This is a genomic window from Delftia sp. DS1230 (assembly GCF_040112715.1).
In the GTDB taxonomy this organism is placed as follows: Bacteria; Pseudomonadota; Gammaproteobacteria; order Burkholderiales; family Burkholderiaceae_C; genus Comamonas; species Comamonas tsuruhatensis.
Window position 1 is genome coordinate 1541705 of sequence record NZ_CP157763.1, and the last position, 24626, is coordinate 1566330.

23 protein-coding genes are annotated in these 24626 nt (G+C 67.3%); 9 read left to right on the forward strand and 14 right to left on the reverse strand.

All coding sequences use genetic code 11. The features are described 5' to 3' along the window. Positions 1–10: 10 nt before the first annotated feature. The 8 genes from recO (at position 11) to purT (ending at position 6991) form a co-directional block, all read left to right on the forward strand. The gene (gene recO / locus AAN986_RS06920) at positions 11–781 is read left to right on the forward strand and encodes a DNA repair protein RecO (protein WP_016451180.1); all 771 of its coding nucleotides are present in this window, start codon (positions 11–13) and stop codon (positions 779–781) included. Continuing rightward, positions 778–1551: a pyridoxine 5'-phosphate synthase gene (locus AAN986_RS06925; protein WP_016447784.1), complete on the forward strand. Its 774-nt coding sequence runs from the start codon at positions 778–780 to the stop codon at positions 1549–1551. Before recO ends, AAN986_RS06925 begins: the two co-directional genes overlap by 4 nt. A gap of 20 nt (positions 1552–1571) precedes the next feature. Further along, positions 1572–1967 (forward strand): holo-ACP synthase, encoded by a 396-nt coding sequence (gene acpS, locus AAN986_RS06930; RefSeq protein ID WP_016447783.1) that lies wholly within the window; start codon positions 1572–1574, stop codon positions 1965–1967. Positions 1968–2016: 49 nt separating this feature from the next. Then, positions 2017–3108 (forward strand): beta-N-acetylhexosaminidase, encoded by a 1092-nt coding sequence (gene nagZ / locus AAN986_RS06935; protein ID WP_016447782.1) that lies wholly within the window; start codon positions 2017–2019, stop codon positions 3106–3108. A gap of 109 nt (positions 3109–3217) precedes the next feature. Further along, positions 3218–4315: an ATP-dependent 6-phosphofructokinase gene (locus tag AAN986_RS06940; protein WP_016447781.1), complete on the forward strand. Its 1098-nt coding sequence runs from the start codon at positions 3218–3220 to the stop codon at positions 4313–4315. A gap of 7 nt (positions 4316–4322) precedes the next feature. Next, on the forward strand, positions 4323–4982 hold the full coding sequence (locus AAN986_RS06945) for a cold shock and DUF1294 domain-containing protein (protein ID WP_047217385.1): 660 nt from the start codon (positions 4323–4325) through the stop codon (positions 4980–4982). Between the two features lie 18 nt (positions 4983–5000). Continuing rightward, a complete protein-coding gene (locus tag AAN986_RS06950; protein ID WP_047217384.1) occupies positions 5001–5663 on the forward strand; it encodes an N-methyl-D-aspartate receptor NMDAR2C subunit in 663 nt (220 codons plus the stop codon). Between the two features lie 110 nt (positions 5664–5773). Beyond that, positions 5774–6991, forward strand: coding sequence for a formate-dependent phosphoribosylglycinamide formyltransferase (gene purT, locus AAN986_RS06955; protein WP_046239857.1), 1218 nt, complete (start codon positions 5774–5776; stop codon positions 6989–6991). 67 nt (positions 6992–7058) lie between these two features. On the opposite strand, the gene AAN986_RS06960 is transcribed toward purT, so the two are convergent. From AAN986_RS06960 to AAN986_RS06980, 5 genes are all read right to left on the reverse strand, one after another. Beyond that, positions 7059–7727 carry a mechanosensitive ion channel family protein gene (locus AAN986_RS06960; protein ID WP_174538860.1) on the reverse strand — a complete coding sequence of 223 codons (669 nt, stop codon included), beginning with the start codon at positions 7725–7727 and terminating at the stop codon, positions 7059–7061. A gap of 108 nt (positions 7728–7835) precedes the next feature. Further along, positions 7836–8909, reverse strand: a complete 1074-nt coding sequence (locus AAN986_RS06965; protein WP_016447776.1) for a diguanylate cyclase — start codon at positions 8907–8909, stop codon at positions 7836–7838. 119 nt (positions 8910–9028) lie between these two features. Next, positions 9029–10045 (reverse strand): hypothetical protein, encoded by a 1017-nt coding sequence (locus AAN986_RS06970; protein ID WP_047217383.1) that lies wholly within the window; start codon positions 10043–10045, stop codon positions 9029–9031. 90 nt (positions 10046–10135) lie between these two features. Next, positions 10136–11695, reverse strand: a complete 1560-nt coding sequence (gene lysS, locus AAN986_RS06975; RefSeq protein WP_016447774.1) for a lysine--tRNA ligase — start codon at positions 11693–11695, stop codon at positions 10136–10138. Between the two features lie 245 nt (positions 11696–11940). After that, positions 11941–12615 carry an LON peptidase substrate-binding domain-containing protein gene (locus tag AAN986_RS06980; protein ID WP_016451187.1) on the reverse strand — a complete coding sequence of 225 codons (675 nt, stop codon included), beginning with the start codon at positions 12613–12615 and terminating at the stop codon, positions 11941–11943. 90 nt (positions 12616–12705) lie between these two features. Between AAN986_RS06980 and AAN986_RS06985 the strand changes: the two genes are divergently transcribed. After that, positions 12706–13263, forward strand: a complete 558-nt coding sequence (locus tag AAN986_RS06985; protein WP_047217382.1) for a YggT family protein — start codon at positions 12706–12708, stop codon at positions 13261–13263. 77 nt (positions 13264–13340) lie between these two features. Here the strand turns inward: AAN986_RS06985 and accD are convergent, their stop codons facing one another. From accD to leuD, 9 genes are all read right to left on the reverse strand, one after another. Further along, positions 13341–14216: an acetyl-CoA carboxylase, carboxyltransferase subunit beta gene (gene accD, locus AAN986_RS06990; protein ID WP_016447771.1), complete on the reverse strand. Its 876-nt coding sequence runs from the start codon at positions 14214–14216 to the stop codon at positions 13341–13343. Positions 14217–14281: 65 nt separating this feature from the next. After that, the gene (gene trpA / locus AAN986_RS06995) at positions 14282–15091 is read right to left on the reverse strand and encodes a tryptophan synthase subunit alpha (RefSeq protein ID WP_016447770.1); all 810 of its coding nucleotides are present in this window, start codon (positions 15089–15091) and stop codon (positions 14282–14284) included. Continuing rightward, the gene (gene trpB, locus AAN986_RS07000) at positions 15088–16344 is read right to left on the reverse strand and encodes a tryptophan synthase subunit beta (RefSeq protein WP_016447769.1); all 1257 of its coding nucleotides are present in this window, start codon (positions 16342–16344) and stop codon (positions 15088–15090) included. Before trpB ends, trpA begins: the two co-directional genes overlap by 4 nt. Then, a complete protein-coding gene (locus AAN986_RS07005; RefSeq protein ID WP_016447768.1) occupies positions 16322–17044 on the reverse strand; it encodes a phosphoribosylanthranilate isomerase in 723 nt (240 codons plus the stop codon). Before AAN986_RS07005 ends, trpB begins: the two co-directional genes overlap by 23 nt. Before the next feature lie 32 nt (positions 17045–17076). Next, positions 17077–17925, reverse strand: a complete 849-nt coding sequence (gene truA, locus AAN986_RS07010; protein WP_016447767.1) for a tRNA pseudouridine(38-40) synthase TruA — start codon at positions 17923–17925, stop codon at positions 17077–17079. Positions 17926–18040: 115 nt separating this feature from the next. Further along, on the reverse strand, positions 18041–20944 hold the full coding sequence (locus AAN986_RS07015) for a FimV/HubP family polar landmark protein (RefSeq protein WP_241150319.1): 2904 nt from the start codon (positions 20942–20944) through the stop codon (positions 18041–18043). A gap of 367 nt (positions 20945–21311) precedes the next feature. Beyond that, a complete protein-coding gene (gene asd, locus AAN986_RS07020) occupies positions 21312–22424 on the reverse strand; it encodes an aspartate-semialdehyde dehydrogenase (protein ID WP_012207038.1) in 1113 nt (370 codons plus the stop codon). A 375-nt stretch (positions 22425–22799) separates the two neighbouring features. Continuing rightward, complete coding sequence (gene leuB, locus AAN986_RS07025; protein ID WP_016447764.1) at positions 22800–23870, reverse strand: 3-isopropylmalate dehydrogenase; 1071 nt, start codon at positions 23868–23870, stop codon at positions 22800–22802. Between the two features lie 96 nt (positions 23871–23966). Then, positions 23967–24620 (reverse strand): 3-isopropylmalate dehydratase small subunit, encoded by a 654-nt coding sequence (gene leuD, locus AAN986_RS07030; RefSeq protein ID WP_016447763.1) that lies wholly within the window; start codon positions 24618–24620, stop codon positions 23967–23969. Between the last annotated feature and the right edge of the window lie 6 nt (positions 24621–24626).

A 24626-nucleotide genomic window follows, 5' to 3' on the forward strand; every position in this document is an offset into this window, starting at 1 on the left:
CCCTGCGTCCATGGCTAGCGCAAAGCGTGTCTCGGACGAGCCGGCCTTCGTCCTGCACAGCTACGACTGGAGCGAGTCCAGCTTGATCCTTGAGGTCTTCACGCGTCACCGGGGCCGCGTGGCGCTGGCGGCCAAGGGCGTCAAGCGGCCGACCTCGAACTTTCGCCCCGTGCTGCTGCCGCTGCAGCCGCTGAGCCTGAGCTACAGCCTGGGCGGCGAGGGCAATGGCGAGATCCATACCCTCAAGGGCGCAGAGTGGGTGGGCGGGCATGTCATGCCCCAGGGTGACGCCCTGCTGTCGGGCCTGTACCTCAACGAGCTGCTGATGCGCCTGCTGGCGCGCGACGATCCCTACGCGGCGCTGTTCGACATCTATGCCGGCGTGGTGCGCGTGCTGGCAGGCCAGCATGGCGATGCCATCGAGCCCGTGCTGCGCACCTTCGAGCTGCTGCTGCTGCGCGAACTGGGCCATCTGCCTGCCTTGAATGAGGAAAGCGCCACGCTGGCGCCGCTGGCCGAGGGGCGTCGCTATGCGCTGGTGGCCGAAGGCGGCCTGCGCCCGGCGCTGCAGGGCGAGCGCGCCGTGCTTGGCGCTGCGCAATGGCAGGCCATTGAGAGCGCGCTGCAGGCACGGCAGGCCTTCAACGCCACACTGCATGTGGTGGCCCAGCCCGAGGCGGCGCTGGCCCTCAAGCCCCAACTGAGGGCCTTGCTGCAATACCATTGCGGCAGTCCCATGCTGCGCACCCGCCAGCTGATGATGGATCTGCAATCGCTATGAATCTTTCCCACGCTTCGCAGCGCACGGCGCTGTCGGTCAATGTCAACAAGGTTGCGCTGCTGCGCAACACGCGCCATCTGGGCATTCCCAGCGTGACGCGCGCCGCGCGCATCTGCCTGGAGGCCGGTGCCCAGGGCATCACCATCCATCCGCGTCCCGACCAGCGCCATATCCGCAGCGAAGATGTCTATGAACTGCATGCGCTGATGAAGCATTGGCCGCAGGCGGAGTTCAACATCGAGGGCAACCCGACGCAGAACCTGATGGACTTCATCCGGGCCACGCGCCCGCACCAGGCCACCTTCGTGCCCGACAGCGAGGACCAGTTCACCAGCGACCATGGCTGGAACTTCCCGCAGGACGCCGAGCGCCTGAAGCCGCTGATCGCCGAATGCCGCCAACTCGGCGTGCGCGTCAGCCTGTTCATGGACCCGGTTCCCGCACAGATGGCCGCTGCGCGCGCCGCGGGCGCCGACCGGGTCGAGCTGTACACCGAGCCCTATGCGGCCGCCTGGGGCACGGCAGACCAGGAAGTTCAACTGCAGGCCTACGCGGCGGCGGCCCAGGCTGCGCTGGACGCCGGGCTGGGCATCAATGCCGGCCATGACCTCAGCCGCGACAACCTGGCCGCCTTCGTGGCGCGCGTGCCGGGCCTGCTCGAAGTCTCCATCGGCCATGCACTGATCGCCGACGCGCTGGAGCTGGGCTACGCCCAAACCGTGCGCGCCTACCAGCAGTGCATAGACCAGGGCATGGCGGCGCGCGCCTGAAGCTTTCGCGGAGCGAATCCATGATCTACGGCATCGGTACCGACATCTGCGACGTGCGCCGCATCCGCGCCAGCCTGGAGCGCCATGGCGACCGTTTCGCCGAGAAGGTGCTGGCCGAAGGCGAACTGTCCACCTGGCGAGCCCGCCGCGCGCGCTGGCCCGAGCGCGGCATCCGCTTCGTCGCCACGCGCTTTTCCGCCAAGGAGGCCTTTTCCAAGGCCATAGGCATGGGCATGGTCATGCCCATGACCTGGCGCAGCTGCGAGGTCGTCAAGCTGCCCAGTGGCCAGCCAGCCATCGTGCTGCACGGCGCGCTCAAGGAATGGTTCGAGGCACGGAACCTGCAGGTGCACCTGTCCGTGACCGACGAGAGCGACTACGCGGCCAGCTTCTGCGTGGTCGAGCGCCGCGCCTGACACCCGGCCGGCGCAGCGCTGGCTTTTTTGACTCCACAGGATTCATAGCATGACCGAGCACGCACCCCTGATCATCGACATCGCCGGCAAGGCGCTCACCGACGCGGACCGCCGGCGTCTTGCGCATCCGCTGGTCGGCGGCATCATCCTCTTCGCCCGCAACTGGGAAAGCCGCGAGCAACTGGTGCAGCTGTGCGCCGATATCAAGGGCGTCAAAGCCGACCTGCTGATCTGCGTGGACCACGAGGGCGGGCGCGTGCAGCGTTTTCGTGCCGACGGATTCACGCATCTGCCGCCCATGCGCGCCTTCGGCCAGATGTGGATGGACGACGGCAAGGGCAGCAAGCAGCGCGAAGGCAGTGGCGCCCTGGCCGCCATGAACGCCGCCACGGCGGCCGGCTACGTGCTGGGCACCGAGCTGCGTGCCTGCGGCGTGGATTTCAGCTTCACCCCGGTGCTGGACCTTGACTACGGTGCCAGCAGCGTCATCGGCGACCGCAGCTTCCACCGCGACCCGCGCGTGGTGGCGGCGCTGGCCCGCAGCCTCATGCACGGCCTGCTGCAGGCCGGCATGGGCAACTGCGGCAAACACTTTCCCGGCCACGGCTTCGTCAAGGCCGACTCGCATGTGGACATTCCGGTCGATGGCCGCAGCCTCACCGCCATCCTGGGCGAGGACGCCGCGCCCTATCCCTGGCTGTCCAGCGTGCTCACGGCCGTGATGCCGGCCCATGTGATCTACCCCAAGGTCGACAGGCGCCCGGCCGGTTTTTCCGCCAAGTGGCTCAAGGACATCCTGCGCAGCCGCCTGCGCTACGACGGCGCCATCTTCAGCGATGACCTGAGCATGGAGGGCGCGCGCCGCATCGACGGGCAACTCATCGGCTACACCGACGCAGCCCTGGCCGCGCTGGAGGCCGGCTGCGACATGGTGCTGCTGTGCAACCAGAGCCTGGGCCTGGGCGAGCATGTGGACGAGCTGCTGGCCGGCATGGAGGCCGCGCAGCGCAGTGGCCGCTGGCAGCCCGATGCCGACAGCGAATCGCGCCGCCTGGCCCTGCTGCCGGAGACCGTGCCCCAGCCCTGGGACGACCTCATGCGCCAGCCGGCCTACCTCCAGGCGCTGGACCTGCTGCCTTGATGGATTGACGAGCGCAGCGGCTGGCCGGCTGAGGCCTGGCGGGCTTTGCAAAGGCTGTGCGGGCCATGGAGGACGCGCACGCCAAGTGTTTTCACAGGAGAGTTTTCCCATGCGCGTTGGCGTGCTGACCGGAGGTGGCGACTGCCCCGGCCTGAATGCGGTGATCCGTGCGGTCACCAAGTCCCTGATCAACCACGGCCAGTGCGAGGTGCTGGGCATTGCCGACGGCTTCGAGGGCCTGATGCTCGACCCGCCCGGCGTCAAGCCCCTGGGCTGGGACGAGGTCTCGGGCATCCTGCATGTGGGCGGCACCATCCTGGGCACCAGCAACAGCGCCAATCCCCTGCGCGATGAGGCCACGCTGGAGCATGTGGGTCGCAACGTCCGGGCGCTGGGACTGGACGTGGTGGTGGCCATCGGCGGCGACGGCACCATGAGCCTGGCGCATGGCCTGGCCGAACAGGTGGGCCTGACCTGCGTGGGCGTGCCCAAGACCATCGACAACGACATTGCCAACTGCGAGCGCAGCTTTGGTTTCGACACCGCCGTGGCCACGGCCACCGAGGCGCTGCGCCGCATCGAGAGCACAGCCAACAGCCACCACCGCGTGATGATCGTCGAGACCATGGGGCGCCATGCCGGATGGCTGGCGCTGGAGGCCGGCATTGCCGGTGCGGCCGACGTCATCCTGCTGCCCGAGATCGACTACGACCTGCAGGCCATCGTGGATTTCTGCCGCATGCGCGAGCAGCGCCAGCGCTACACCATCATCTGCATCGGCGAGGGCGCCAAGGAAAGCGGTGCCAGCCTCACGGTGCGTGAGCGCATAGAGCAAAGCCCGGACCCCGTACGCCTGGGCGGCGTCGGCCATGTGCTGCGCGAGCGCCTGCAGCCCCATCTCAGGAGCGAGGTGCGCACCACGGTGCTGGGCCATGTGCAACGCGGGGGCGACCCCACTCCCTTTGACCGCGTGCTGGCCACGCAGTACGGCCACCATGCGGCGCAGCTGGTGCTGTCCGGCGGCTTTGGGCGCATGGTCACGCTGCAGGGCGGGCAGATCGGCAGCGTGGAAATCTCACGCGTGGCCAACACCCAGCGCACCGTGCCGCTGGACCACGGCCTGCTCACCATGGCGCGCGACATAGGCATTTGCCTGGGCGAGCCCCGCAAGCCTGCTGCGTCGCCGGCCGCCGCTGGCCGCCACTGAGCCCGCCATGCGGCAACAGGGGCGCATCACCGGCTGGAAGGACGAGCAGGGCTTCGGCTTCATCGAGCCCGATGGCGGCGGGGCGCCGGTCTTTGTCCACATCAAGTCCTTCACCGATCGCCGCCGCAGGCCCGAGGGCGGCGAGCGCGTCAGCTACGTACCCGGCCGCAACGCCCAAGGGAAATGGCGCGCCCAGGATGTCGCCTTCATTGGCGAGTCCAGTAGCGGCCATCCGCAGCCTGCGCGGCGACGCCGTGCCGGCATGTCCTCGCGGCCTCAGTCAACTGTGCGAGGCCAGGTGGCAGTGGGGCTGGCCGCTGCCTTCTTCTGCGTGCTGATGGCCGTTGCCTGGATTGGCCGCATGCCCTGGGCACTGGTCGGCCTGTATGCGGCGGCAAGCTTCGTGACCTTCATGGTCTACGGATTCGACAAGTCCGCCGCCGTGCACGACCGCTGGCGTACCAGCGAAGGCCGCCTGCACCTGCTGGCGCTGCTGGGCGGCTGGCCTGGCGCGCTGCTCGCGCAAGGGCTGCTGCGGCACAAGTCCAGCAAGGCCTCGTTCCAGTTGGTATTCTGGATCACCGTGGGGATCAACTGCGGCCTGCTGGCCTGGCTGCTGTCACCGGCGGGTGCGCCGTTGCGGGCTCTGGCACCCGGCATCTTCTGAAGACCCAAGGAGCAGGCGATGACCCAGGCTGGACCAGGGGCCGAAATGCCCAGCGCAAACGATGCATCGCTGCAGACCTGGCAGGCATCTTGGCAGCATGCCTGGTCCGCACTGGGCGCCAGCGCGCCGCAGCCTGTGCTGGCCGAGCTGCTGCAAAGCTACAGCGAGCCCCAGCGCCACTACCACACGCTGCAGCACCTGGGGGAGGCCCTGGGCCTGCTGCAGCCGGCGCTGGGCCTGGCCGAGCGTCCCGGCGAGGTGGCGCTGGCGCTGTGGTTCCATGATGCCGTCTACGAAACCCAGGCCAAGGACAACGAGGCGCGCAGCGCCGACTGGGCCGTGGCCGTGGTGCGCGGGCAGGGCCTGCCGGCGGAGGTGGCCGGGCGCGTGCACGGCCTGATCATGGCGACCTGCCACGCTGCACAGCCGTCCGGGATCGACGCCCAACTGCTGGTGGATGCCGACCTGGGCATTCTCGCGGCCGACCCCCTGCGGTTTGCCGAATACGAGTTGCAGGTGCGGGCCGAGTACGAATGGGTGCCCTTGCCGCTGTACCGCGCCAGGCGCCGCGAGGTGCTGCAGGGCTTCATGCAGCGCGAGGCCATCTACTGCACCGACTGGTTCCGGCAACGGCTGGAGGCGCGGGCGCGGTGCAACCTCGCGCAGGCGCTGGGTTTGTAGGCGGCGCCTGCGTCGGCGTCCTATGATCGGGGGCTGCTGCGGGCCGTGCAGGCCTGCCTCCCTCTCTTTCTTATCTTGCCCAGGCTCTGCCTGGCTCACCGGACGCGCAGATGACCACCCTTGGAACCCCTTACTCCCCCCATGCCACCAAAGTCATGCTGCTGGGCAGCGGCGAACTCGGCAAGGAAGTGCTGATCGCGCTGCAGCGCCTGGGCGTGGAAACCATTGCCGTGGACCGTTACGAGAACGCGCCCGGTCAGCAGGTGGCCCACCACGCACGCACCATCACCATGAGCGATCCGGCCCAGCTCAAGGCCTTGATCGAGGCCGAGAAACCCGGCCTGGTCGTGCCCGAGATCGAGGCCATTGCCACGCCCATGCTCGAAGAGCTGGAAGCGGCAGGCGTGGTCACCGTGATCCCCACGGCCCGCGCCGCGCGCCTGACCATGGACCGCGAAGGCATTCGCCGCCTGGCCGCCGAGACGCTGGGCCTGGCCACCAGCCCTTACCGCTTCTGTGATTCGCAGCAGGAACTGCAGGCTGCCATCGACGGCACGGATGGCCAGCCCGCCATCGGCTTTCCCTGCGTGGTCAAGCCCGTGATGAGCAGCTCGGGCAAGGGCCAGAGCAAGCTGGACGGCCCGGACGACGTGGCCAAGGCCTGGGACTACGCCATGGCCGGCGGCCGCGTGAGCCATGGCCGTGTGATCGTCGAAGGCTTCATCGACTTCGACTACGAAATCACCCAGCTCACGGTGCGCGCCAAGGGTGCGGACGGCCAGGTGCAGACGCATTTCTGCGATCCCATCGGCCACATCCAGCAGTCCGGCGACTATGTGGAAAGCTGGCAGCCCCATCCCATGCACCCGGCGGCGCTGCAGAAGTCGCGCGACATCGCCAAGGCGGTGACCGACGACCTGGGCGGCCTGGGCCTGTTTGGCGTGGAGCTGTTCGTCAAGGGCGAGCAGGTCTGGTTCAGCGAAGTCTCGCCACGCCCGCACGACACGGGGCTGGTCACGCTGGCCACGCAGTGGCAAAGCGAGTTCGAGCTGCATGCGCGCGCCATTCTGGGCCTGCCCGTGGATGCCTCGCTGCGCAATCCCGGCGCCAGCGCCGTGATCTATGGCGGGCAGGATGCCGAAGGCCTGGTGTTCGACGGCGTGGACGAGGCCCTGGCCGTGCCGGGCACGGACCTGCGCCTGTTCGGCAAGCCAGAGAGCTTCGTCAAGCGCCGCATGGGCGTGGCCCTGGCGCGCGCCCAGGATGTGGAGCAGGCGCGCACCAACGCCAAGCTGGCCGCCAGCAAGGTCCGGCCGCGCAAGCCCTGAGGCGCTGCCCAATGACAAAGCCGCCGTCCCTTTGCCGGGCGGCGGCTTTTTTCATGGGGTGCTGGCCTTAGTTGGTCGTGTGCATGGGAGGCTGCGAGGGCTGGGCATCATGCGGCGTGGTCAGCCGGATGGCGCGCTCCTCCTCGCCATGGCTGGCATGCTCGCCATCCGCGCCCAGGCCCCCCTTCCAGCGCCGGACCACGCGCTGGAAGATCAGCGAGTTGGGGATCTGCAGCAGATTGGGCGAGCCATCGGGCGCATGGGCATCTTGCAAGGTGGTGTAGAGCATGTTGATGTCGATCACGCGGCCCTTGGCACCGGGCTTTTCGGCCGTGTCCAGCACCTCGATGTAGTCGCCCAGGCGAAAGGGCCCGACGATGACGATGAGCAGGGCGCAGAACAGGTTGGACAGCACGCTCCAGGCCGCAAAGAAGGCCACGGCGCCCACGGTGGCAAAGCCGGTGAAGGCCGTCCACAGCACGGTGGCCGAGACGCCCAGGCGCTCCAGTACCAGCGGCACGGTGGCGGCAATCAGAATCCAGCGGAACACGCCGCGCAGCGGCACCAGCAGCTCCGGCGGCAGGCCGTAGTGCCTGCCCGCGCGTGCGATCAGCCGGCGAACCAGGCGATTGAGCAGCCAGGCCGCACCGATGATCAGCAGGATCTGGGCGCCGGGGATGATGAACTCCAGCCAATCCTGCATCCAGGCGGGCAGGTGCGCTTGAAAACGACGCATAACTTCAAACATTCAGGAAACAGCAATCCGCATTCAGGACCCGGATGCGCGGCTTGCGCGCGCCCGGCATTGAGCTGCGATCGTAAGCGCAGGCGCAAGGCCCGGCAGTCAGGTGCGGCGCTGCTCCACCGTGTCCATCTGCATCTCGAAGCTGAAGAAGCGGTCGCGCCCCTGCGCCTTGGCCGCGTACAGGGCCTGGTCGGCGCGCATGAGCATGGCTTCGGCGCTGGTGTATTCGTCGGGGACGCAGGTGGTGATGCCGCCCGACAGCGTGAGGCCCGATTCATGGGGTGAGTCGGGGTGGCGTATGCGCAGCACGCGCAGCATCTGGCCCACGGCACGCGCGAACGTCATGGCCCCCGAGCGTGGCGTGCGCGGCAGGATGAGCGCGAATTCCTCGCCGCCATAGCGCGCCGCCACGTCACGCGGGCGCACGCAGACCTCGCGCAGCAGGCGTCCTATCTGTTTCAGGCATTCATCGCCATGCACATGGCCATAGGTGTCGTTGTAGCGCTTGAAATGGTCCAGGTCGCAGAGCATCAGCGTCAGCGGCTGGCCCTCGCGGCGGGCCGAGGCGATCTCGGCATGCAGGATGCGGTCGAAGCCTCGGCGGTTGACCAGGCCCGTGAGCTGGTCGAGCTCGACCATTTCGTTGAGCTTCTGGTTGGCCTCATGCAGCTCGGCCGACAGCGATACCAGGCGCCGGCGCATGTCCAGCAGGCGGCGCATGGCGCGCAGCTTGGCCACGAGCACGATGGGCTTGACGGGCTTGACCAGGTAGTCGTCGCCTCCGGCCTCGATGCCGCGCCACACGTCCAGGTCATTGTCCAGTCCGGACAGGAAGATGACGGGCGTCCACTCGCCGGGCTCGGCCTCGCGCAGCTGGCGGGCCACCCAGTAGCCGTCCTCGCCCGGCAGACGGATGTCGAGCAGCACGAGGTCGGGGCGCTGCTCGCGGAACAGTGCCAGGGCGCTGGGGCCATCGGCAGCCTCCAGCACGCGGGTCACGCCCGCATGCAGCAGCTCGCTGACCAGACTGGTGCGTACCGAGGCCTGGTCTTCCACGACCAGCACGCAAAACGGCGATGCCTCGTCCGTCGGCTTGGCGAAGCGCGCTCCGGTGGGCTCGATGGCGGGAGAGTCGGTGCTGTCGGTGGGCGAAGGTGGTGGGGCAGCGGGCATGGCCTTCAGGGTTGTGAGACCAGAAATGGGTCAGGGGGCTGCGCAGTACGCGGCATGGGGGTGGCGCCAGTGTAAGTCGGTCGTTGTATTCGTGTGCGATTGTGGATGCCCGGCTTTCTTCAGGCCAGGGGCAGGTCCGTGCGGGCCCGGCTGGCTTCGTCGTGCCATTGCACGAAGGCGTCGGCGGCCGCACACAGGCGTGGGTTGCCCAGTTGCTGCAGCAGCCTGCAAGCTGCAAAGCCCTGGGCTTTTTCGTCATAGGCAAGCGCCCACTGGCGGCGCTCTTGCCGCGTCTGCTCGGGCTGGGGCCAGCGGCGCAGCGAGGTGGACAGTCCGGTCAGGCCCATGCGCCAGGGCTTGCCCGATACGCGGGCGCGAAAGCACTGCTGGCGCTCGCACAGCAGGGCATAGAGCGGGTCCACCTGCAAGGCGTCGAACAGCTGCGCGACGGCAGGGTCGTCGGGTGCGAAATCGGTATGCGTGACGATGACACGCAGGCCCTTGGGCGTTTCATAGACGCGCAGCCCCCAGTCGGCATGGCTTTGGTGGAAGGCCTGTACGCGCTCCATGGCGCGTGCGGACGGCGAGTCCGTGGCCGCGCGCCGGCGCGCCTGCCGCGCCTCACACCAGCGCTGCACGCGCCGCATGGCCAGGAACAGCAGCAGCACGACCAGCGCCGTGGCCACCATCCTCGAATTGTTCTTGTGCGGTGCCAGCCGGGCCAGCCAGGTGGCGGCCGAAGCCAGCAAAAGCAGGGTCACGACGGGAAAGCGCACAGCGCTGGGCGGCTCGGGCAGGTCGATATCGGCGATGGCCACGCGCTCGGTGTTCAGGCAGTGGGCGCCGTAGCTGTTGCGTGTCATTACCGTGCCGTCGCGGCGCTGCAGGACTTCTTCGCGTATGGGGGTGGTGAAGCCGTCGAGCGCGTACTCGTTCTTCCATTCCATGCGCGGCTCGCCCGGGGGCAGCGCCGCATTGCGGGCGTCTTGCAGGGCCTTGGCGGCACGCTCCTGGGCGTGGGCCTGGGCAGCCTCCTGGCTGGTGTCGGACCATCCCCAGCGCTGGACGGTGATGCCGTGGGTGGGGCGGCTTTCATGCCGCAGGCGCGCCTGCGCCCAGTAGGTGGGGATGTGCATGGCGAGCCAGTATAGGGAAAAGCCGCCTGGCTCCCAAGGGAACGCAGGCGGCTTCAGTTGGCCATGCGCGCAGGCGCTGGATACCGGGGGTTACTGTTCGCGGCGCAGGGCGGGGAACAGGATCACGTCGCGGATGCTGGCGCTGTCGGTCAGCAGCATCATCAGGCGGTCGATGCCGATGCCGCAGCCGCCCGTGGGGGGCATGCCGTACTCGAGGGCACGCACGAAGTCGTGGTCGAAGTACATGGCTTCGTCGTCGCCGCCGTCCTTGGCCTGGACCTGGGCGTTGAAGCGCGCGGCCTGGTCCTCGGCGTCGTTGAGTTCGGAGAAGCCGTTGCCGAATTCACGGCCCGTGATGTACAGCTCGAAGCGCTCGGTGACTTCGGGGCGCTCGTCATTGGCGCGTGCCAGCGGCGAGATCTCGGTGGGGTGCTCCATGATGAAGGTGGGCTGCCAGAGCTTTTCCTCGACCACTTCCTCGAAGTACAGCACCTGCAGGCTGGCCAGGGTACGGGTGGACAGGCGGTCCTTTTCTTCCGTCATGCCCAGCTTGCGCAGGGCATTGGTCAGCCATTCGCGGTCGGCCACCTTGTCACCGGCTTCGGTGAACTTGACGATGGCCTCGGGAATGGTCAGGCGCTGGAAGGGCTGGGACAGGTCCACGGGCTTGCCGCCGTAGGTCAGCTGCAGCGTGCCCACGGCCTTTTGCGCGGCGTCGCGCACCAGGGCCTCGGTGTAGTCCATCAGGTCGCGGTAGTTCCAGTAGGCCGCGTAGAACTCCATCATGGTGAACTCGGGGTTGTGGCGCACCGAGATGCCTTCGTTGCGGAAGTTGCGGTTGATTTCGAACACGCGCTCGAAGCCGCCGACCACCAGGCGCTTGAGGTACAGCTCGGGCGCGATGCGCAGGTACATCTCCTGGTCCAGCGCGTTGTGGTGGGTGACGAAGGGCTTGGCGTTGGCGCCGCCGGGAATGGGATGCAGCATGGGCGTCTCCACTTCCAGGAAGCCATGCTCCACCATGAATTCGCGGATGCCCGAGACGGCCTTGCTGCGCGCGATGAAGCGGCGGCGGGCCTGCTCGTCCATCATCAGGTCCACGTAGCGCTGGCGCACCTTCTGCTCCAGATCGGCCATGCCGTGGAACTTGTCGGGCATGGGGCGCAGGCTCTTGGTGAGCAGGCGCAGCGTCTGCACCTTGACCGACAGCTCGCCGGTCTTGGTCTTCATCAGCGTGCCTTCGGCGCCCAGGATGTCGCCCAGGTCCCAGCGCTTGAAGGCCGCATAGACCTCCTCGCCCACGGTGTCGCGCGTGATGTACAGCTGGATGCGGCCGTGCGTGGGGCCCAGCGATCCGTCCTGGATGGTGGCGAAGCTGGCCTTGCCCATGACGCGCTTGAGCATCATGCGGCCGCCCAGGCTGACCTGCACGGATTCGGCGTCGAGCTGCTCGGCGCTCTTGTCGGCATGGGCCTGCTGCAGGGCCTCGGCGCGGTCGGCCGGCTTGAAGTCGTTGGGGAAGGCCACGCCGCCCTGTTCACGCACCTGTTCGCGCAGGGCCTTGAGTTTTTCGCGGCGCTCGGCGATGAGTTGGTTTTCGTCCTGGGGAGCGGTCTGGTCCGCTGCAGATGGTGTGTTGTGTTCGGTCATGACAATGAGCGCCAGCGCAAAACGCCGAGGGGCCGGAAAAAAGCCGGAGGGGAAATCGGGGAAAGCCGAAAAAAAGCCAGGCGGGAAGGGCTGGAAAATGCAGCGGCAGCAGCAAATGCCACCGGCAGGCCCCGCAGCTGGCGGGCTGAATCCGCGATTTTAAGTTTTTTGCCGCGCTTTCGGTGCGTGGTGCCGTCAATGTGCCGGACCTTGCTGCGGTATGACGCCGCAGGACCGCCAATTCGTCAGTGCGCGGCGGGCGGGGAGCCGGGCGCCGTCCCCTGTGAATTGCCTATGCCGCTGCGTTCCAGCACATCCGCCACCAGCTCCAGCCGCACCAGCGGGCTGTCCAAGGCCATCAGTTGCTGCTTGATGGACACGGGCAGGGGCAGCAGCTCGGTCCAGCGGTTGGCCACCCAGCCGCAGTCGCCCATCTGTTCGGCGCTGGGCAGCCGGGCATGGTCGGCGTCGGTGGATCGTGCGTGCAGCTGCATCAGCACCTGGGCCAGGGCCTGGGCCGTGGCGAGCAGGTGATCGGGGACGGGGACGGCGGCGTCGGCAGGCAGCATCTGCACATCGGCCACCCACAGGCCGTGGGGCAGCTGCCGGTGATCCTGCATGCGAAAGCGCTGCGTGCCCTCGCACTGCAGGTGCAGCAGGCCGGGCTGGGGCTGCTGCAGCTGGACGATGCGTGCCAGCGTGCCCACGGCATGCAGCTGCTCGGCGGCCGCACCGGCCTTGCGCACTTCGCTGCCGGCCTGCAATGCCACCACGCCGAAGGGGGCTCCCGTGCGCTCGCACTTGCGGATCATGTCGAGGTAGCGGACCTCGAAGACGCGAAGGCTCAGCAGGCCTTGGGGAAAAAGGACGCTGCCCAGGGGGAAAAGCGGCAGGGAGTGCAGTGCGGTATGGGCGGTCATGTGATGGGCGGGATGCGGCAGCTATCATCCCATGCTGTGCCAAGGCCGGCTGGCCGTGGTCCGATCTTCCTCTCGCAGTCCTACAACGCCATGCTTTTTCAGATCGTTTCCTTTTTGCTCGACGTGGTCGTTGGCCTGCTGACCGGCGTCTGCCTGTTGCGCATGTACATGCAGGCCCAGCGCATTCCCTTCGGCAACCCGGTCGGCCAGCTGGTGTTTGCGCTGTCCGACTGGATCGTGATGCCGCTGCGCCGCATCATCAAGCCGGCCGGGCGCTGGGACATGTCCAGCCTGATCGCGGCCTTCCTGCTGCAGATGCTGCAGTTCGTGCTGCTGTGGCTGCTGATGGGCGGGCAGTCCAATGTGGTCGCCCTGCCGTGGCTGGCCCTGTGCGGCCTGGCGCGCGTGGCGCTGTCGGGCATGGTGGGCGTGCTGCTGATCTATGTCATCTTGTCGTGGGTGCAGCCGCAGTCGCCGATGTACGGCGTGCTGCAGCGCCTGTCCGAGCCCATGCTGCGGCCCATTCGCCGCATCGTGCCCCTGATCGGCGGTATCGATCTGTCGGCACTGGTGGCTCTGGTGCTGCTGCAGATCGCGCTGATGGTGTTGGGCTATATCCAGGGCTCGGGCCTGATGCTGCTGGCCTGATTTCCCCAGTTTCCCGGACGTGAAAAAGCCGCCGCAGGCACCCACCTGCGGCGGCTTTTTTGTGTCTGCGCGAGGCTTTACTGAACAGCGTCGGCCGGCAGGCGCTGCAGCATGGCAAGCGATGCTGCGATGCGGTCGCGCAGCTCGCGGCGGTCCACGATCATGTCCACGGCGCCCTTGTCCTGCAGGAACTCGGCGCGCTGGAAGCCTTCGGGCAGCTTCACGCGCACCGTGGTTTCGATCACGCGCGGACCGGCGAAGCCGACCAGGGTCTTGGGCTCGGCAATGACGATGTCTCCCACGAAGGCGAAGCTGGCGGAGACGCCGCCGAAGGTGGGATCGGTCAGCACCGAGACGTAGGGCAGGCCCTTCTTGGCCAGGCGTGTGAGCGCGGCATTGGCCTTGGCCATCTGCATCAGGCTCAGCAGGCCTTCCTGCATGCGCGCGCCGCCGGTGGCGGTGAAGCAGATGAAGGGGACCTTCTGCTCGATGGCGGTCTCGACGCCACGCACGAAGCGCTCGCCGACCACGGAGCCCATGGAGCCGCCCATGAATTCGAACTCGAAGCAGGCTGCGACCACGTTGACGCTCTTGATGGCGCCGCCCATGACGACCAGGGCATCGGTCTCGCCGGTGTTCTCCAGCGCTTCCTTGAGGCGCTCGGGGTACTTGCGGCTGTCCTTGAACTTCAGGGCGTCGACAGGAATGACTTCCTGGCCGATCTCATAGCGGCCTTCGGCATCCAGGAAATGGTTCAGGCGGGCGCGCGCGCCGATGCGGTGATGGTGGCTGCAGCTGGGGCAGACGTTCTGGTTTTTCTCCAGATCGGCCTTGTAGAGCACGGTCTCGCAGCTCGGGCACTTGATCCACAGACCTTCGGGGATCTGCTGGAGGCGATCCGTAGGGTTGGTTTGCTGGATTTTGGCAGGCAGGAGTTTTTCAAGCCAGGACATGGTGTTTCCTTTTCAGGCGCAGGGCATGCGGCAGCGGGCCGCATGCAAGGGCTGCATTATGCGACCTACGCGTCGAGTGCCTTGCGCACGCCGCGCAGGAAGTCGATGGTCAGGGGGACGATCTTTTCGTGGGGCTGGCCGTCCAGCATCTCGATGATGCGGCTACCGATCACCACCGCATCGGCCACGCGGCCGATGGCCTGTGCCGTGGCCGCGTCGCGGATGCCGAAGCCCACGCCCACGGGAATGCTCACGTGCTCGCGGATGCGCGGCAGCATGGCTTCCACGGCTGCCGTGTCGAGCGCGCCCGAGCCGGTCACGCCCTTGAGCGAGACGTAGTAGACATAGCCGCTGGCCACGCGCGCCACCTGCTGCATGCGCTCGGTGGTGGACGTGGGTGCCAGCAGGAAGATGAGGTCCATGTCGCGCGCACGCAGTTGCGCGGCGAATGCCTCGCACTCCTCGGGCGGGTAGTCCACGATGAGCAGGCCGTCGACGCCGGCTTCGGCCGCATCGTCCACGAAGCGGTCCTTGCCGTGGATCTGGTCGTAGCGCTCCACCGGGTTGGCATAGCCCATCAGCACCACGGGCGTGGTCTGGTTTTTCTGACGGAACTCGCGCACATAGGCCAGCACCTGCACCAGGCCCACGCCGTTGGCGATGGCACGGTCGCCAGCCTTCTGGATGGTGGGGCCGTCGGCCATGGGGTCGGAGAAGGGCACGCCCAGCTCGATCACATCGGCGCCAGCCTCCACCATGCCGTGCATCAGCGACGGCGTGATGGCCGCGAACGGGAAGCCCGCGGTGATGTAGGGGATCAGGGCCTTGCGGCCATCTTCCTGGAGTTTGGTGAAAGTCGTGGTGATGCGGCTCATTGAGCTGCTCCTCCCTTGACCGTGAGCCCGCGCATGGAGGGACGGTCGTAATAGTCGGCGCCCGAGAGATCGGCCACGGTGCCGATGTCCTTGTCGCCGCGACCAGACAGGTTCACGAGGATGGACTGGTCGGCGCGCATGGTCTTGGCCAGTTGCATGGCATAGGCCACGGCATGGCTGGACTCCAGGGCGGGAATGATGCCTTCGGTGCGGCACAGGTAGTGGAAGGCGTCCAAGGCCTCCTGGTCCGTGATGCCCACGTATTGGGCGCGGCCCAGTTCCTGCAGCCAGGCGTGCTCGGGGCCGACGCCGGGATAGTCAAGGCCGGCGCTGATGCTGTGCGTCTCGGTGATCTGGCCGTTCTCGTCCTGCAGGATGAAGGTGCGGTTGCCGTGCAGCACGCCGCTGCTGCCGCGCTGCAGCGAGGCCGAGTGCTTGCCGCTGTCCAGGCCCTCGCCCGCAGCCTCGACGCCGATCAGGCGCGTGTTCTCGAACGGGATATAGGGGTGGAAGATGCCCATGGCATTGCTGCCGCCGCCCACGCAGGCGACCACGGCGTCGGGCTGGCGGTCGGCGCCCAGGAACTCGGGCATCTGCGTGAGGCATTCCTCGCCGATGACCTTCTGGAAGTCGCGCACCATCGCGGGATAGGGGTGGGGTCCGGCCACGGTGCCGATGATGTAGAAGGTGTTGTCCACGTTGGCCACCCAGTCGCGCATGGCCTCGTTGAGCGCATCCTTGAGCGTGCGGCTGCCCGATTCCACCGGCACCACGGTGGCGCCCAGCAGGCGCATGCGGTAGACGTTGGGGCTTTGGCGCTTCACGTCCTCGGAGCCCATGTAGACGATGCACTCGAGGCCGTAGCGCGCGCAGATGGTGGCCGTGGCCACGCCGTGCTGGCCGGCGCCCGTCTCGGCAATGATGCGGGGCTTGCCCATGCGCCGGGCGAGCATGGCCTGGCCGATCACGTTGTTGATCTTGTGCGCGCCCGTGTGGTTGAGGTCTTCGCGCTTGAGGTAGATCTGCGCGCCGCCCATCTCGCGCGACATGCGTGCCGCGTGGTAGACGGGCGAAGGGCGGCCGACGAAATGGGCCAGCTCGGACTGGAATTCGGCAACGAATTCCGGGTCGTTCTGGTACTTGGCGTAGGCGTCGCGCAGCTCGGTCAGAGCGTGTGTCAGGGTTTCGCTGGCAAAGCTGCCGCCGAAGCGGCCAAAGTGGCCAGATGCGTCAGGGTACTGGTATTCGAACATGGCTTGTCTGCAAAAGTTGGTCATCGGCCGCGCGCACGGCGGCGATGAATCGGTGTATCTTGCCGGCGTCCTTGATGCCCCTGAGGGGCTTGCCGTCGGGACCATCGGCCTCGACGCCGGAACTGACATCAACGGCCAGCGAGAGTCCTCGCGGGCGCACTTGCAAGATGCCATCGGTCACGTTTGCAGGCGTGAGTCCACCAGACAAAACGAGGTGAGAGGCGACGTTTGGTGGAAGGAGTGACCAATTGAATGCTTTTCCGCCACCACCATAGCCGTCGACATGGGCGTCGAGCAGTATGGCCTGGGCTTTCGAGTAACGCTGGGCATATTCTACGAGGTCGAAGCGCGCGGCATCGGGACCAAGGGGAATGCGCGCGGCGCGCAGGAAGGCGCGGGTGCCGCCCGATGTGGCGGCAAGGCAGTCCTCGGGCGACTCGTCGCCGTGGAACTGCACGCAGGCGCCCGGGATGGCGGCGCAGGCGGCCATCACGTTGGCGGCGCTTTCATTGACGAACAGCAGCACCGGTGTCACGAAGGGCGGCAGGCGCCGCGCCAGCTCGGCGGCACGCTGCACCGTCACGGCGCGCGGGCTGGGGGCGTAGAGGACAAAGCCCACGGCGTCGGCGCCGGCGGCCACGGCTGCGTCCACATCCTGTTCGCGGGTGAGTCCGCAGATCTTGATTCGGGTGCGCTGCATGGGGGCTGAAGAATGGGGGAAGGCCTGCTCGTTCACGGGAGCCAATCATAGGCCGGGCTGCGCGAAGGAAGGCCCCATGAAGGATCGTATACGGGACCCAGAAAGTACAGGCCGTCCGGCGAGAAGGTGGGCGCGGCGGCATCGCGGGAGCGCGCCTCCAGCACCTGTTGCATCCACTGCGGCGCGTGTGTGCCCTGGCCTACGGCGAGCAGGCAGCCCATGATGTTGCGCACCATGTGGTGGAGGAAGGCGCTGCCCTCGAACTCGAATCGCCAGTAGCAGCATTCCATGGCTGCATCCCCGGGACGCATGGAGCTGGCCGCGGCCATCTGGGCGCCGTCGCCTGCCATGCGGCGGGTGATGGACAGGCGGTGCAGTGTCTTGACGGGGGATTTGGCCTGGCAACCCGATGCGCGGAAAGAGCTGAAATCGTGCTCTCCCAGCAGGTGCTGGGCGGCGGCCTGCATGGCGTCACCGTTGAGTGCATGGAACACCCAGCCCACACGCCCGGCCTCCACGCTGGGCCGCACGGGCGACTGCAGCAGCACATAGGCATAGCGCCTGGCTGTGGCGCAGGCCCGTGAATGGAAGGAGTCGGGCACGGGCTGGGCCCATTGCACGGCGATGTCCGGCGGCAGGAAGGTGTTGGTGCCACGGACCCAGGAGAACGGGGCCCTGTCCAGCGGCGTGTCGAAGTGGACGACCTGCATGAGGCCGTGCACTCCGGCATCGGTGCGGCCCGCACAGAGGGTGTGGACCTCCTGAGCGGCAAAGCGGCCCAGGGCCGCTTCGAGATGGTCTTGAATGGTGTTGCCAGACAGCTGGCTTTGCCAGCCGCTGTAGCGCTGGCCGTTGTAGGCGACGCCGAGGGCTACGCGCATGGCGAGGCCTCCGGCATGGGTTGGGTGTGCATCAAGTTGTCAGTTTTCCATGGCGGCATGTACCACCGTGTCACGCGAAACCGGCACGCGGCGCCTGGGCAGGCGCCGTCGGGCTTCAGTCTATCTCGGCAAGGAGGCGCTGGGCTTTGGCCTTGAGATCGCCGTGGGCCTCGGAGATCACTTCCTCGATGAGTGTACGGGCTCCGTCGCTGTCGCCGATGGCATTGAATTCCTGGGCCAGGGCGAGCTTGGTGGCCAGCGGGTCTTCGGGCGCCGAAGGCGGCGTTGCGGCCGTGGGGGCGTCATTGCCCAGGTCCAGGGACAGGCTGCCCAGGTCGAATTCCAGCGATTCGGCCGGTTCCGGCTTGGCCTTGGCCGCCGTTTCCAGCACGCCGCCGGAATGCGCTGCTGCCGGCGCTTGGGCTGGCGCCTCGGTGCCCAGGTCTTCCAGGTTGAACTCCATGGCGTCCAGCGACAGCAAATCGGTACTGGCGTGGCTGTCGTCCGTGGTGGAACCGGTCAGGGGCGAGGGTTCGGTGGCCGGGAAGCTGTCCGTGACCTGCCGTGTGACGGGCATGTCCAGCGGCAGCATCTCGGTCGGCTGCATGTCGCTCATGGCGCTGCTGTGGTTCAGGGCATCCGTCAGCGAGGCATGGGCCGTGGGCTGGAAGCCGGGCATGTCCAGCGATGCAGCAGGCGGCTCCACGCGGGGATCCATGCGAGGCGCCTCGCTTGCTGCGGGCTGCATGGGCTCCAGTGGTGCGCGCAGCGTGGGCTCCAGCGCAGCGAAGTCCTGTTCGCTGGGCATGGGGGCCGGTGCGGGCAGCGGGCTGGCGTGCTGCGCGGGCAGGCTGGCGTCGGCCAGGCCGCCGGGCAGGTCCATGTTGAGGTCCATGTCCAGGTCCATGGGCAGGGTGGCAGGGCCTTCGCGGTGCGCCTCCATGTCCAGGGGGCGGCTGGCCAGCGAGGCGGCCGCCAGTCCGGCAGCTGCCGCTGCGGCGCCGCCGGCAACGGCGGCAGCAGACAGGGGCGCGGCGCCGGCAGGCTGGTAGAGGGCGTTTTCCGGGTCCAGGATGCGGCCCTGGTCGGCCAGGCGCTGCCAGTCCACGCCCTTGCCCTGGGTCAGGCCGTGCAGGGTCTGCGCGACGGCCTCGAAGGCCTTGCGGTCATGGCGCTTGGCGTAGATGTCGGCCAGCTTCTGGTGCAGTGCGGTGCGGCTGGGATCGGTGCGCAGGGCTTCCTTGAGGATTTCCTCTGCCTGCAGGTCGCGGCCATAGGCCAGGTAGACGTCGGCCTCGGCCACGGGGTCCACATCGCCGGCATCGAGCTGACTGGGCGAGTAGTGCATGGAGGTGCCCGACAGCTGGCTCGATGTGCCGGTATCCACGCGTTGGCCGCCACTGGCTCCAAAGAAGGAATCGGCCGCGAGCTGGCTGTCGCCAAAGGCGCTTTCGCTGGAGGCTGCGGCAGCGCGGCGGCGCTGCATGACGCGGTAGCCGCCATAGCCCAGCAGCAGGGCCAGCAAGGCGGCGCCGGCCAGCGGGATGGTGGGATCTTCCATCAGCGTATCGATGAAGCTGGGCTCGGCGACCGGTGCGACGGGGGCGGGTGCCGGCTTGGGCTTCGGCGGCTCGGCAGGAGCGGGCGTGGCGGGTACGGCTTCTGCCGCGGGCGCTGCCGGGCCGGCAGCATTGGCTGCGGCGTCTGGAGCAGCGGTGGCGGCAGCGGCCGCAGCGGCTGCGTCGGCAGTCGCCGCCGGGGCCGGGGGCGTTGTCTGGGGCGCTGCAGCTTCAGGCGCTGCAGGCACGGTCGGCGCGCCCGGCACAGCCACGCCGTTTGCCGTGCCGCTGGCTGCCGAGGCAGGTGCTGCAGCAGCACCTTCGGCGGGCTTGGCGGCGGCGGCGATCTGGCTCAGCTCGGACATGTTGCGCTGCAGTTCGGCCGTGCGCGATGCCTGGTCGTCGGACTGCTTTTGCTTGGCCAGGCGCTCGTCTGCCTCCACGCCCTTGACAGCACCTTTGGACAGGGTGAGCTTGTCGGGTGCGGCGGTGGAGGGCTTGCGGTCTTCTACCTGGGCCTGGACGCTGCCCGATGCTTCACGATTGGCCGATGCCACGGGCGCGGCCGGTGCGGCGCTGGCCAGCTGGCGGCGGAACTGGTTGAAATCCCGGGACTGGGCTGCAACGATCTGGCGCGCCTCGCGCGGCGAGGTGGCCTGTGCCGTGGCCTCGTCAGGCACGGTGAGCACGGCGCCGGAGCGCATGCGGTTCACATTGCCGTTGATGAAGGCCTTGGGATTGGAGCGCAGCATGGCCACCAGCATCTGGTCCAGCGAAACGCCTGCGGGCAGGTGGGCGGCGGCAATGCGGCCAGCCGTGTCTCCGGTCTTGATGCGGACCTCGGATGCTTCGGACGGCGCCGGCGCTGCAGCAGCGCGCTCGCGGGCTGATGCGGTGCTCCGGCGCGGGGCTGCTGGAGCAGGGGCTGGACGGCTTTCCTCGGTGTTGCCTGCGGCAGCTGGCGAGGGGGCCGGCGCGGCGCGGCGCGGTGCGGCGCCCGGTTCGGGGGCGGAGGCCTGGGCCGCAGCCGTCACGGCAGGCGGCAGCTTTTGCAGGGTGGGCGGATCCAGCAGCAGGGTGTAGTTGCGCTGCAGGTTGCCCGAGGCCCAGCTGGCGTCGATCACCAGATCGACAAAGGGCTCGTTGACGGGCTGGGTGCTTGTGAGTCGCAGCACGGCCGATCCGTCCGCGCGACGCTGCACGCTGACGCGCACCTGGCTGGCCGTGGCGTTGTACTCCATGCCCTGGGTGCGGAAGACGCCGGGAGAGGCCACGCCCACGCGCAGGCCTTCGGCTTCAGCCGCCGTGATCTGGGGGATTTCGACTTCGGCACGCAGGGGCTCGCCCAGGGCCGATTGCACGTTCACCCGGCCCAGAGCCAGTGCCCAGGCCTCGGAGGCGGGCAGTGCGACCGAGACGACGGCCGCAGCGGCCAGCACAGAGAGTTTCCAACGATGCATAAAGCGTCAAACCTGTGTGGATGCAATTGGGCGGGCACTATTGTTATTGTGAGGATGCCCGCGTTTGCACATGTAATTGAAATTTACCCGGGGATAGATGGCACGCCATATACCAAGGTGCTTGGGTCGCATTGTCGGCCACGCTATAGGATCGCAAGCGTCTGGTTGCCGGTGAACGCTGCCAGTTGTTGTCGAACGGCAACGAGAAGAAACACAATGTATCTTCGGTGATTGTAGGCAACCGCCTACAGTCAGGGGACAAGAGACTTGGGCATTGTGCCCAATCGCACAGGGTTTAAAGCCGAAAAAAGCGCCATGTCCCGGGCCAGGACATGGCGCTTTTTGTGTTGGCTCAAGCCGGCGGTGCTCAGGCGGCCAGCAGGATGCGCAGCATGCGGCGCAGCGGCTCGGCGGCGCCCCACAGCAGTTGGTCGCCGATCACGAAGGCCGACAGGTATTCGGGGCCCATGTTCAGCTTGCGCACGCGGCCCACGCCGACTTCCAGGCCGCCGGTGATGGCGGCAGGGGTCAGTTCCTTGACGGTGATGGCGCGGTCGTTGGGAACCCACTTCACCCAGGGATTGCCGGACTTGATGATGGCTTCCAGCTCCTGCAGGGGCAGGTCCTTCTTGAGCTTGAGGGTCAGCGCCAGGCTGTGGCAGCGCATGGCGCCGATGCGCACGCACAGGCCGTCGACGGGAATGGTCTGCTCCGTGCCCAGGATCTTGTTGACCTCGGCCTGGCCCTTCCACTCTTCCTTGGACTGGCCGTTGTCCAGCTGTGCGTCGATCCAGGGGATCAGGCCGCCAGCCAGAGGCGCGCCGAAGAATTCGGTGGGCACATCGGTGCGGATGGTCTGAGCCACCTTGCGGTCGATATCCAGGATGGCGGAGGCGGGCGTGGCCAGCTCGTCGGCCACGGCCGCATGCACCACGCCCATGCCCTTGAGCAGTTCGCGCATGTGGTTGGCGCCGCCACCGGAGGCTGCCTGGTAGGTCATGGAGCTGACCCATTCCACGAGACCGGCCTTGAACAGGCCGCCCAGCCCCATCAGCAGGATGGAGTTGGTGCAGTTGCCGCCAATCCAGTTCTTGCCGCCCGCGGCGAGCTTGGACTGGATCAGGCCTTCATTGACGGGGTCGAGCACGATGACGGCATCGCCTTCCATGCGCAGCGACGATGCGGCATCGATCCAGTGGCCGTTCCAGCCCGAGGCGCGCAGCTGGGGGAAGACTTCCTTGGTGTAGTCACCGCCCTGGCAGGTGATGATGATGTCGCACTTGGACAGCTCGGCAATGTCGTTGGCATTGCGCAGCTCGGTGTGGGTCTTCGCCATGGCCGGGGCCTTGCCGCCGGCGTTGGAGGTGGAGAAGAAAACGGGCTCGATCAGGTCGAAATCGCCCTCTGCCTGCATGCGGTCCATCAGCACGGAGCCGACCATGCCGCGCCAGCCCACCAGGCCTACCAATTGCTTGCTCATTTTTGAAACGCCCTTTCAGTGTGAAAACAGTGCTGGATCAAGACTGTTGTCGCCCGGCTCGTCTGGGCCAGGTGAGGGCGCACGACGAACCGGGCTGGGTCAGCCTTTGATTGTCGTAATGGTTGTGGATGTGATTGCGCGCACGGCCACACCAGCCTGGGCGGCGGGTGCAATGTTCAGCAGGAGGAACGGGCGGGCGGCAAACATAAGAGCAGTCATTCTAGCGAATACGCCAGGAAAGAGAATGTCTGTTTGATGAATATCTTCGTCGAAATGGCGAAAAGCAGACGTCTGTTTTGACGCTTTGCCTGGTTTCGGGAAATCCTGGCCAGGCAGGGCAGCCGCAAGCCCGGAGGCTCGCGGCTGTCGTGGACGTCAGGCCAGCGCGGCCACCACGGCATCGCCCATCTCGCGGGTGGAGACCTTGGTCGTGCCTTCGCTGTGGATGTCGGCCGTGCGCAGGCCCTGGGCCAGGACCTTTTGCACGGCGGCTTCGATACGCTGTGCAGCAGCCTCCTGGTTCAGTGAGAAGCGCAGCATCATCGCAGCCGACAGGATGGTGGCCAGCGGATTGGCAATGCCCTTGCCCGCAATGTCGGGGGCCGAGCCATGGCTGGGCTCGTACAGACCCTGGCCCTTGGCGTTGAGCGAGGCGGAGGGCAGCATGCCGATGGAGCCGGTGAGCATGGAGGCTTCATCGGACAGGATGTCGCCAAACATGTTGCCCGTGACCACCACGTCGAAGCGCTTGGGTTCCTTGACCAGCTGCATGGCGGCGTTGTCCACGTACATGTGGTCCAGTTGCACGTCGGGGTACTGCTGGCCTACCTCGGTGACCACGTCCTTCCAGAACTGGAAGGTTTCCAGCACGTTGGCCTTGTCCACGCTGGTCACGCGCTTGCTGCGCTTTTGCGCGGCCTGGAAGGCCACGTGGGCGATGCGCTCGATCTCGGGCTTGGAGTAGCGCATGGTGTCGAAGGCTTCCTCGGCACCGGGGAAGTGGCCGTCGGTGGCCACGCGGCGGCCGCGCGGCTGGCCGAAGTAGATGTCGCCGGTCAGCTCGCGGATGATGAGGATGTCCAGGCCTGCGACCAGTTCGGGCTTGAGGCTGGAGGCATGGGTCAGCTCCGCATAGCAGATGGCCGGGCGGAAGTTGGCAAACAGGCCCATGTGCTTGCGCAGGCCCAGGATGGCCTGCTCGGGGCGCAGCGGGCGGTCCAGCGTGTCGTACTTCCAGTCGCCCACGGCGCCGAACAGCACGGCGTCGGACTCCATGGCCAGCTTCAGCGTGGATTCGGGCAACGGGTGGCCGGCAGCTTCGTAGGCAGCGCCGCCCACGGGGGCCGTCTGCATGTCGAAGTCCAGGCCCAGGGCGCCCAGCACCTTCACGGCTTCGGCAACGATTTCGGGGCCGATGCCATCACCGGGCAAGACTGCGATTTTCATGGTGTTCCTTTTGAGAGACTGTTCGGATGGTGGAAGGCCGCCGGCGGCTGGTTCAGCAACGCCTGCGGCCCATTGATGCGCGCAAGTGGAGATCGATCAGCGCTGCACCAGCGTGTGGGCCAGCCAGGGCTTGGTGGCCAGGCGCTCGGCCTCGTAGGCGCGGATCTTGTCGGCATGGCGCAGGGTCAGGCCGATGTCGTCAAAACCGTTGAGCAGGCAGTACTTGCGGAAGGCAATGACGTCGAAGGGGATTTCCTCGCCCTGCGGGCGCACGATCACCTGGCGGTCCAGGTCGATGGTCAGCTCGTAGCCGGGGAAGGCCGCGATCTCGTTGAACAGCATGTCGATCGTGGCTTCGGGCAGCACGATGGGCAGCAGGCCGTTCTTGAAGCAGTTGTTGAAGAAGATGTCGGCGAAGCTGGGTGCCAGGATGGCGCGAAAGCCGTACTGGTCCAGGGCCCAGGGCGCGTGCTCGCGGCTGGAGCCGCAGCCGAAGTTCTTGCGTGCGACCAGGATGGAGGCGCCCGCATAGCGCGGCTGATTGAGCACGAAGTCGGGGTTGGGCTTGCGCGAGGCCGGGTCCTGGCCGGGTTCGCCATGGTCCAGGTAGCGCCATTCGTCGAACAGGTTCACGCCGAAGCCGGTCTTCTTGATCGACTTGAGGAACTGCTTGGGAATGATGGCGTCGGTGTCGACGTTCTCGCGGTCCATGGGGGCGACAAGGCCCTTGTGCACGGTGAATTGTTGCATGGCAGT